The 9,091-nt window shown below is 60.3% G+C and carries 12 protein-coding genes and 1 pseudogene; 7 read left to right on the top strand and 6 right to left on the bottom strand.

From position 1 onward, the window contains the following. Positions 1 to 693: 693 nt before the first annotated feature. The 5 genes from ACLP2E_RS12480 to ACLP2E_RS12460 form a co-directional block, all read right to left on the bottom strand. A complete protein-coding gene (locus ACLP2E_RS12480; RefSeq protein WP_442466121.1) occupies positions 694 to 1,110 on the bottom strand; it encodes a hypothetical protein in 417 nt (138 codons plus the stop codon). Further along, positions 1,107 to 1,358 (bottom strand): type II toxin-antitoxin system prevent-host-death family antitoxin, encoded by a 252-nt coding sequence (locus ACLP2E_RS12475; protein WP_442466120.1) that lies wholly within the window; start codon positions 1,356 to 1,358, stop codon positions 1,107 to 1,109. Before ACLP2E_RS12475 ends, ACLP2E_RS12480 begins: the two co-directional genes overlap by 4 nt. A gap of 103 nt (positions 1,359 to 1,461) precedes the next feature. Beyond that, entirely contained in the window at positions 1,462 to 1,635 is a 174-nt protein-coding gene (locus ACLP2E_RS12470) for a hypothetical protein (protein WP_442466119.1), read from the bottom strand. 449 nt (positions 1,636 to 2,084) lie between these two features. Beyond that, a complete protein-coding gene (locus ACLP2E_RS12465; RefSeq protein WP_442466122.1) occupies positions 2,085 to 2,399 on the bottom strand; it encodes a GFA family protein in 315 nt (104 codons plus the stop codon). After that, entirely contained in the window at positions 2,366 to 2,557 is a 192-nt protein-coding gene (locus ACLP2E_RS12460; RefSeq protein ID WP_442466118.1) for a GFA family protein, read from the bottom strand. Before ACLP2E_RS12460 ends, ACLP2E_RS12465 begins: the two co-directional genes overlap by 34 nt. A gap of 195 nt (positions 2,558 to 2,752) precedes the next feature. Between ACLP2E_RS12460 and ACLP2E_RS12455 the strand changes: the two genes are divergently transcribed. The 7 genes from ACLP2E_RS12455 (at position 2,753) to ACLP2E_RS12425 (ending at position 8,631) form a co-directional block, all read left to right on the top strand. Beyond that, positions 2,753 to 3,256: a YybH family protein gene (locus ACLP2E_RS12455; RefSeq protein ID WP_442466117.1), complete on the top strand. Its 504-nt coding sequence runs from the start codon at positions 2,753 to 2,755 to the stop codon at positions 3,254 to 3,256. Between the two features lie 166 nt (positions 3,257 to 3,422). Continuing rightward, positions 3,423 to 4,049, top strand: coding sequence for a nitrile hydratase subunit alpha (gene nthA / locus ACLP2E_RS12450; RefSeq protein ID WP_442466116.1), 627 nt, complete (start codon positions 3,423 to 3,425; stop codon positions 4,047 to 4,049). Then, complete coding sequence (nthB, locus tag ACLP2E_RS12445) at positions 4,046 to 4,705, top strand: nitrile hydratase subunit beta (RefSeq protein WP_442466115.1); 660 nt, start codon at positions 4,046 to 4,048, stop codon at positions 4,703 to 4,705. The genes nthA and nthB overlap by 4 nt, the downstream gene beginning before the upstream one ends. Next, entirely contained in the window at positions 4,692 to 5,018 is a 327-nt protein-coding gene (locus tag ACLP2E_RS12440; RefSeq protein WP_442466114.1) for a nitrile hydratase accessory protein, read from the top strand. The genes nthB and ACLP2E_RS12440 overlap by 14 nt, the downstream gene beginning before the upstream one ends. A 421-nt stretch (positions 5,019 to 5,439) precedes the next feature. Then, positions 5,440 to 6,402, top strand: coding sequence for a Tim44 domain-containing protein (locus ACLP2E_RS12435; RefSeq protein WP_442466113.1), 963 nt, complete (start codon positions 5,440 to 5,442; stop codon positions 6,400 to 6,402). A 211-nt stretch (positions 6,403 to 6,613) separates the two neighbouring features. Continuing rightward, positions 6,614 to 7,759, top strand: a complete 1,146-nt coding sequence (locus ACLP2E_RS12430; RefSeq protein WP_442461506.1) for an FIST signal transduction protein — start codon at positions 6,614 to 6,616, stop codon at positions 7,757 to 7,759. An 11-nt stretch (positions 7,760 to 7,770) separates the two neighbouring features. Then, a complete protein-coding gene (locus tag ACLP2E_RS12425; RefSeq protein ID WP_442461505.1) occupies positions 7,771 to 8,631 on the top strand; it encodes an aldo/keto reductase family protein in 861 nt (286 codons plus the stop codon). 274 nt (positions 8,632 to 8,905) lie between these two features. Here ACLP2E_RS12425 and ACLP2E_RS12420 read toward each other — a convergent pair. Further along, positions 8,906 to 9,091, bottom strand: a pseudogene (locus ACLP2E_RS12420) (hypothetical protein); the annotation flags it as partial.

Raw genomic sequence — 9,091 nt, 5'->3', positions numbered from 1 at the left:
GGTCTGCTTGTCGCCGTTGCGGTCCTTGAAGGGATAGTTGGCGCAAAGGCTCACATTGGTCGAGCCATTGAATTCCTTGATTTTGCCAACGCGGCCGAGGATTTGGAATTCTGCGAACTGCGTCATCTTGTTTCTCCATCGTTTGGGCGATCCGCCCCGTTGCGATGGCGTTCCGTGATGGCTGGTAAGGGAGCGGACGAACCGAAGCGCCGCAGGCGCGCTCGGCCGCAGCGCAGCGAAGGACATGGAGCGACGGGAATTTTGTCAGGGCCGCCTGCGGCCCGTGCGCGAGGAATTGGCGCTGGCGCCAAGGGGAAAATTTTCGGCGCGCAAAGTTTTGTCCGCTATCGGCGGCCATAGGAGACAGCCCACAGCAACGGGAGAGATCGCCGCGCTTTTGGAGAACAGGAATTTGGGACGGCGCAGAATTCCGTCCCATTGGACGGATGGCTTTCATACCAACAGCGAAAAAGACCGGAAGCGCCGAAGCGCAACCTCAATCAGGGGTGGGATGTTGTAAACACGGGCGACGCAAGGCCGAACGCCAACAATTGTCCGAGCCAAAGCCCCACTCAATCAGACGCGGAGAGGCCGCCTTTCGCCACGGCGGACGGCGTATATCGGCGACGTCTCGCTGGCTGCTCATCACCGGGGATTGTGCGAGCCGCCGTCATCGCTACTGCCTAAGCCGAGTCAGCGGGCGCGATTGATGCCGCGTGTGCGAGCGCGGCGCGCGACAAACTCTTTCATCAAAGGCAAGAAAAACGCCTTGCTGAACCGTCCCAGTGAACAATCGGGGGCGAGGTAGAAGGACTGGCCGACAATATCTTGATTATATTCGTCGAGGATGATCCAAAGACGAAGGTTCTGCTCGAGACCGGCGCGGCGCTTTTCCGTCTCCGGAATTTCGACGGCGAAGCGGTCCGGCGTTGGCTGACTCTTGGTGATTGGAAAAAGCAAAAGGAGATCGCCGCCATCTGGCGCCGGAATGCGCACGCCGACCGCGACTGGACGGGGCTTTCGACCTTCGGTTTCGCCTCGAACGGATTCGCGAGCCCAGAGATACGGATAACGAATGACGCTCGCCGTGCGAATGTCGTCGAACGTCATTCCTCGTCGCCTTCGCGCTCATAGGCTTCGACGGCTTGCGCGACTTGCGAAAAGAGCGGATCGGGCATCGTGTCGAGCGTGCCGACCGTGCGAACGTCCGCACGCGAGGTGAGGCGCCTATAGTCCTCAATGCTGAGAAGGACAAGGCGCGGCTTATTGCGTTGGGTGATCATCACCGGCTGGCGCAACGCCTCGGCTATGATGTCGCCGGACTTACGCGACAGGTCGCTGGTTGAATATGTGGACATCGATCACTCCTGTATTTGCTGTAAAATACAACAATACTAGAATTATCGCAAGCGTCCCGGACCGAAAGCCGGTCCGGGTCTTTGCGCCACCGGCGCTGCCGGGTCACCGCGCAAATGGATCGAATTCATGCACCACGGCCGCCGGATCACCGTCATATTCGTCGGTCGGCATGACGCCGTAGTCGCCGTTGCCGGCCTGAAAGACGATGATGCAGACCATAAGGATGTTGGCGAGGTTCCAGGCGCGGAGGTGGGCGGTGCTGAGGGTTTGAGACATTGTTCCGGCTCCTGTCTTGGAGGCGGGGACCATCCCCGCTCGACAGGCGCCCGATGAAGCCGGCGCAGGGCCGCAATCACCGCGAAGGCGCAGCCGCAGCGGCCGCACGCTTGCGTAGCGGACCCTTTACGGGTTGATGGCGTCAGGCCATGGGCCGGATCAAGGATAAGCGCTACTGGAAGCGGGGTTGGGGCTCGGTGCTGAGATTTGGAGCGGGATGTTGCAAGGTCGCGCACACCGCTGACGGGCGGACTGCGGGCATATAGCGAAGGACTGGTCCCGAGAAAAAACCGGTCGATGGCTGAATGGGAAAGATGCGCCAGCACCGGAAGTTCCCTGTCGACCAAACAATCCAGTGTTTTCGACCGAAAGCAGACCTCTGACTCCATCTGATGAACTGAACGAATATGAGCGAGCGAGACGGTCGCAGCGGCAGGTCTGGATCGTCGTTATTGTTCGGGTTTCGCTCTGGCCGCAAAATACGCACGGATCCGTTCGCCTGTTACTGCCGCAGAGGGGTTTCCTTCGAACTTTTTGAGGGCGGAGGCGGGCCTCAGGCAAGACCACGCATTGGAAACCCAGACCTCGCAGCTGGGCGAGAATATTGACGGGTCGTCGAGGCGCGTGGCCTGTAAAAACGCGATGGCTGCCGATTCCACCCGAGTCATCGAAATCGGTGAACCACATTCAGGACAAAATCCCCGCCGCATCGTGCCACCACTCTGAGACTTTACGTCATGGTATTCGGGTCGACACCTGAATATGCAAGGCGGTCGCGCGGTACGATCAGGAGGGAAGCATAGGCGCTGCCGCTGGCGCGCTGGCAATCTCGGCAATGGCAAATCATTTGAACGATCGGCTGCTCACCACATTCATAGCGAATTCGCCCGCACAGGCAGCCACCCTTGAGACTGGTAGGCATCACTCACCCTCCAAAAATTGAAAGACAAGTATTATTTTTCTTACCCTTGGCTTTAGACGCCGAAGCACATGGAATCGCCCACTCCCCGACGCGTCATCCTAGTCCACAAAGATATCACAATCATTTTGTTCGACAATTGTGCTTTATCGTAGAATTCTAAACAGTGTAAAATTTTTAGTGCGAGGAGGAAACGTCATGCTCAAGCGACTTATTGCTACGACGCTCATCGCCACCCTGTGCGCTGCCGGTCCAGCCCTAACCCAACAAGCCCGGTCCATCTCCGACGCTGAAGCCAAACAGGTTGAAGTCAAGATTGCCGCTGCTTTTGTGGACGCTTACAACGCTGGAAAGCCGGCCGAAATCGCGGCCTTGTTCTCACGCGACGGCGTCTTCCTTCCAGCGTCTGGCACGAAGCTGGCGGACCATCAAGCCATTGAGAAAGCTCTCGCGGCGCGCCAAAAGGCTGGATGGACCAAGGAGACGGCCGATGTCATCGAAGCGCACCCGCTGGGCAATGACATTTTAGCCATTGTCGATTACTCGCTCATCGGCACGGGCGAAAACGAAGGCAAGCAGATAGGCGGTTACTCCGTGCAATGGCTGACGCGCGAGGGATCAGATTGGCGTTTTAAGCTGATCGTCGCCAATCTTAGGCCATTGCAAGACGTCACCGGCATGGATTCGGCGACCACTAAATAACTTAAATTCAATCTGAGTGCGGAGCAGCGCGCGTACGCTGCTCCAACAGAGGGCGGAAGCTTCAGGTTAAGTTTCGCGAAAAAGGTTTGCTGCCTCATTACTTCTCGTGAGATCATTCTTGCAGCCAGCCGACCGCGTATGACACCGTTGTGGGTGGACATAAATCATGAATGACAAAAGCGGTCATGCCCATTCCGAATTACCGGAAGTCGCCTTACGTGTCCGGGCGCTCGAAACCATCCTGGTCGACAAAGGCTACGTCGACCCGGCGGCGCTCGACGCCATTGTGGAAACCTATGAGATCAAGATCGGTCCACGCAATGGCGCCCGCGTCGTAGCCAAGGCCTGGACAGACGCACGTTTCCGGGAGCGCCTCCTGACAAATGCGACCAGCGCCATTGGCGAACTCGGTTTCGGCGGCAGGCAAGGCGAACACATGGTCGCCGTCGAAAACACGCCCAAACAGCACAATCTCATCGTCTGCACCTTGTGCTCCTGTTATCCTTGGCCCGTGCTAGGGCTGCCGCCCGTCTGGTACAAATCGCCCGCCTATCGTTCCCGCGCCGTGCTGGATCCGCGCGGAGTCCTCGCCGAGTTCGGCCTGACGCTTGCCGCCGACACCGAAATCCGGGTTTGGGATTCGACAGCCGAATTACGCTATCTCGTCGTCCCCATGCGGCCAGAGAAAACAGATGGCTTCAGCGAGGAGCAACTCGCCGCACTCGTCACGCGCGACAGCATGATTGGCGTCGGGCTTGCCCTGTCGCCTCAGTTCGGGGGCGAGAAATCATGAATGGCGCGCATGACCTTGGCGGCATGATGGGCTTTGGTCCGATCGCGCCGGAGCCGAATGAGCCGGTGTTCCATTGCGACTGGGAACGGCGCGCCCTCGCCCTGAGTTTGGCTGCCGCCGCATGCGGGGAGTGGAACCTGGATATGGTCCGCTACGCCCGCGAAAGCCTGCCGCCCGCCGAATATCTGACCAAAAGCTATTATGACATCTGGATCACCGCGCTGGAGCATTTGCTGGTGAAGGCCGCAATGGTCACGCCCGAAGAGCTGCGACGGGGCCGAGCTTCAATTCCGGCGCGACCCGTCAGAGGGAAACTAGCTCCTGCCGATGTCGAAGCCACGCTTCGAAAAGGCACGCCTTACGACCGGCCCCCGGCGGCCCAGGCGCTTTACCGCGAAGGGGAGACTGTGCGCACGAAGGTCATGCATCCCCTGACCCACACGCGACTGCCGCGTTATGCGCGCGGCAAGGTTGGTCTGGTCGAGGAGGTGCGCGGCTATTTCGCCTTTCCCGATTCCAAGGCTCGTGGCGCGGGCGACGACCCGCACTGGTGCTATACGGTGCGCTTCACCGGCCGAGAATTATGGGGCGCGGACGCAGACTCGACCTTGAGCATATCGATTGACGCGTGGGAGCCCTACCTTGAACGCGCCTGAACCGCCTCCCTTCGATGAACCATGGGAGGCTCAGGTCTTTGCAATGGCTGTTGCGCTCAACGAACGGGGGCTTTTCAGCTGGAGCGAATGGGCGCAGGCGCTTGGCGCTGAAATTGCGGCCGGATCACAGGAGGCGGGCAACGCCATCTATTTCGAGAATTGGCTGCGCACACTCGAAAAGCTCCTTGTCGCCAAGGGCGTGGCGACCGAAACCGATCTCGTGAACATTGCGAACGCCTGGCGCGCCGCCACGCTCGCGACGCCGCATGGCCACCCCATCGTGCTTGGAGCCGATCGCTCAAGCGGCAATTGAAAAATCAGACCGGCCGTTCGGAGTCGAAACCTCTCGCCTCGCATTGAAGGTCCGGTTCGATGCCGCTGAACGACATGACGGGCAAGTCGCGCGTGCGGCGGCTCAGGGTCAGGTCGAGACTATTGACGCTGTTCTTAGATGGTCCGCTCAGCGCCGTTTAGCGGGTATTCACTTGGCGGTTCGTGCAAGGTTGGAAGACGGCCAAATCCGGCCACGCCGTAACGCATGTTCCTCTGCGTTTTGACGAAAATACAGTGATTGGCAAGCCGAAAGCATTACCCCCAGGCGTTTTTCATCGCTGGGAGCATCAATCGTCATAGCCGTAGGACCGGATCCGGCCGCCGCCTTTGCACTTTGACCAACGATAAACAATATAAGCCCTGCGGGCCGCGACACGCTCGTGCAACCTCAGGACAAAACCATGGCCCTGCGCCAAAAAACCGTGATTTTAGCACTGGCCGCCCTTGTCGCCTTTGGCTTTTCCGCCGACGGCTTCGCCAAGCCGGGATTTAGCGGCTCTTTCGGCAGTCGCGGCGCGCGCACTTTCAGCGCTCCGCCCCCAACCGCGACGGCGCCCCGCCCGGCCGCTCCGATCGAACGTTCGATGACGTCCCCGTCACCCGGGATGGCGCAGAATTTACCCGGATCGACGGGCATGAACTCCCGCGGTTTCATGTCCGGCGGTTTCGGGCGGGGCCTGCTTGGTGGCCTTCTCGGCGCCGGGTTGGTCGGCATGCTGTTCGGAAACGGTTTCGGCGGCGGGCTCGGCGGAATATCGTCCATTCTGGGGCTTGTGCTTCAGATCGGGCTATTATTCCTCCTGTTTAAATTCGTCATGGGCTCCCTGCGCAGGCGCCAGCCGGCGTATCAAGGCGCCGCCTACGATAGCGGCGCCGCGCAAGGCCCGCGCCCCGGTTTTGCAGGATTCGGAGGCCTCGGAGGCTTCGGCGGAGGGACTGGGAGAACTGCGAAGCTCGAAATCGGTCCTGCGGATTTCAATGTGTTCGAACAGCGCCTTGGCCTCATCCAAAAAGCCTATGGCGCCGAGGACATGGCGGCTTTGCGCGCCCTGGCGACGCCTGAAATGGCCTCCTATTTCGCTGCGGAGATCGAAGAGACCGCAAGAAAAGGGCGGGTCAACAAGATATCCGACGTGACCCTTCTGCAGGGTGATCTTGCGGAAGCCTGGCGCGAGCCCCAAAGCGATTATGCGAGCGTCGCGGTCCGTTTCTCGCTGATCGACACGATGGTTGATCGCGCGACCGGCAAAATTGTCTCTGGTGATCCCGTGACGCCGCAAGTCGCGACCGAAATCTGGACATTCGCGCGCCGTCCGGACGGGGCGGCCGCGGATTGGAAATTGTCTGCGATTCAGCACACTTGACCGTTTGCAGGGCCGCGAAATTCGCGGCCCTTTTTATCGACAAGGCGAAGCGCTGAGACAAGGATCGCTATGCGTATCAAGATTGCGCTTGTTGCTTAGCGGACGGCGCTCTCCAGCTTCATGTGCGGAGCAGAAGCCGCCGCGCGGGACTGGCACGGCCATTGCTCAGAACGCTTGATTGCTGATAACGCCTAGCCTCCGGGGCCTGACCATGAGCGCTTTCATCTCTGCCCATGCCGGCCACGCCGACTGGGCAATTGCTTTCGCCTCCTGCCGGGAACAGGTCGTTCGGCAATTGCAACAGGGGCAAAATCCCAATCTTGGCTGGTGTTATCTGAGCGATTATTATGCCGAGGCTGCCGCGAGCATTCTGGCCGCGCTGCGCGATGCCATGCCGGGCTTGCACTGGGTCGGCGCCGTCGGGGTCGGCGTGGGCGCCGGCGCGGTTGAATATTTCGATGAACCGGCGATGGCGCTGATGTTGGCGGAATTGCCGCCAGAGTCGTTCAAGGTTTTCTCCTCGCTTGAGACCGTGGAAGCCGGGTCTGGTTTCGAGCCTTTCGCCGCGCTGGTCCACGCCATTGGCGTCGCCGATGCTGCCGCGCAATTGAAGGCGCTGAGCGAGCGAATGGCGTCGGGCTATTTGTTCGGCGGCTTGTCATCGTCGCGGAGCCAGGCGCTTTGCCTCGCCGACGACGTGCAGGCCGAAGGGCTGTCCGGAGTGGCCTTCAACTCGGATGTGACGATTGTCTCGCGGGTCACGCAAGGGTGCCTGCCCATCGGGCCGCAACGCGTCATAACCCGCGCGGAGGGCAATTTGCTCGTGACCCTCGATGGCGCCCGGGCGATGGATTGCGTGCTCGAAGACCTTGGTCTCGATTCCGATTTGTCCGACCAAGAATTGAACAGCGCCTTGGCCGCGACACTGGCGGGGCTGGTGGCGACCAGCGAGGACGCCTCGGCAAAGCCCGGTCAATTCGGCGCCAATACGGAAGTCCGCCATATCGTCGGCGTCGGGCGCAAGTCCGGCGTGCTGGCGATCGCGGAGACCCTGGAAAACGGCATGAGGCTGGCCTTTTGCCAGCGCAACGCGGTCGCCGCGCAACAGGACCTGCTTCGCATCGTCGGCGAAGTCCGGGCCCAGGCGGAGGCCGCAGGCGGCATGCGGGGCGCGCTTTACATCAGCTGTTCCGGGCGGGGCGGGCCGCATTTCGGCGCCCGCCACGCCGAATTCAAAATGGTGCGCGAGGCCTTGGGCGATATTCCGCTGATCGGCTTTTTCGCTGGCGGCGAAATCGCCCGTCATCATCTTTACGGCTATACGGGCGTGCTCACGGTTTTCGCCGGACCGGCCTGAGAGGATTTTACATGATAAAAGCTGTTGCGGATGAGCGCCATAATCTCAGCGCCGCCGGCGTCGCCGTGTCCCGGTTGATTTACGGCACGGCGTGGAAAAAGGAGCGCACGACGGAAGTGGTCGTCCAGGCGTTGCGCGCCGGCTTTCGCGGCATAGACACCGCCTGCCAGCCCAAACATTATCACGAGCCCGGCGTCGGCGAGGCGCTCGCCGTGGTCGCTCGCGAAGGTTTGTCGCGTTCGGACCTTTTTCTGCAAAGCAAATTCTCGCCCTTGGGCGGGCAAGACCCTGACAACGTCCCCTATGATCCCGGCGCCAGCATAGTTCAACAGGTCCAGCAATCTTTTGCGGTCTCGCTGCGCAATCTTGGCGTCGATACGCTCGACAGCCTCGTCCTGCACTCGCCCTATCGCGAGGACAGCGACACGCTCGAGGCCTGGGGCGCCATGGAGCGCCTGTGCGACCGGGGGCTTGTCCGCCAATTGGGCCTCAGCAATTGCTACGAGCCGGAAAGGTTCGAACGCCTGTGGCGCGCCGCCCGGATAAAACCGGAGGCGCTGCAAAACCGCTTTCACGCCAAGACGCATTACGACCGGGAGCTCCGAGCTTTTTGCCGCGACAAGAACGTTGTCTATCAAAGTTTCTGGACCCTGACCGCTAATCCGCACATCCTCGCCGCGCCAGCTGTGACAGCACCAGCGGAAAAATACGGCCGCACCCCTGCCCAGGTGTTTTTCCGCTATTTGACGCAAAGCGGCATGGCTTGCCTGACAGGAACTTCCTCGCCGGAGCATATGGCGCAGGACTTGGCCATTTTTCATTTTTGCCTGACTGCAAGGGAAGGCGAGGCAATTGGGTCGCAGTTGAGCTGAGTTCGTCGAGGACGCACTACGGATTATCTTATGTCTGGACAAGCGAGCCCGAAGATTCCGGCTTAGCCCTGTCAGAGTACCGCTAGCAAATTCTATACAACGCTTTCCTGCTCTATTGAAGACCGTCACGAGGTGATCGGCGAAGGTCTGCAAAGGGTCACGAATGTGAGTTCATTTTGCTAGGAGAACGTCCTCTAGGTGGGCGATTGCCGCCGGCGGGACCACAGAAATCATTCCGCCGAGGAGCGCAAAGCGGCGCTCACGCGCCGCCTTCCTAAAACTTCCAGACCGGGATCCCGAGCTTGCGCGCCTTGTCGCAGAGGTTTTCCTGGATGCCGGTGCCGGCGAAAACCATGACGCCGATGGGCAGAACGTCGAGCATCTGATCGTTGCGCTTGAAGGGAGCCGCCTTGGCGTGTCTCGTCCAGTCGGGTTTGAAGGCGACTTGCGGGACTTTGCG

Origin of the sequence: Rhodoblastus sp., from assembly GCF_052145335.1 — a bacterium.
Taxonomy (GTDB): Bacteria; Pseudomonadota; Alphaproteobacteria; order Rhizobiales; family Beijerinckiaceae; genus Rhodoblastus.
This window is presented reverse-complemented; position numbering and strand designations above follow the sequence as displayed.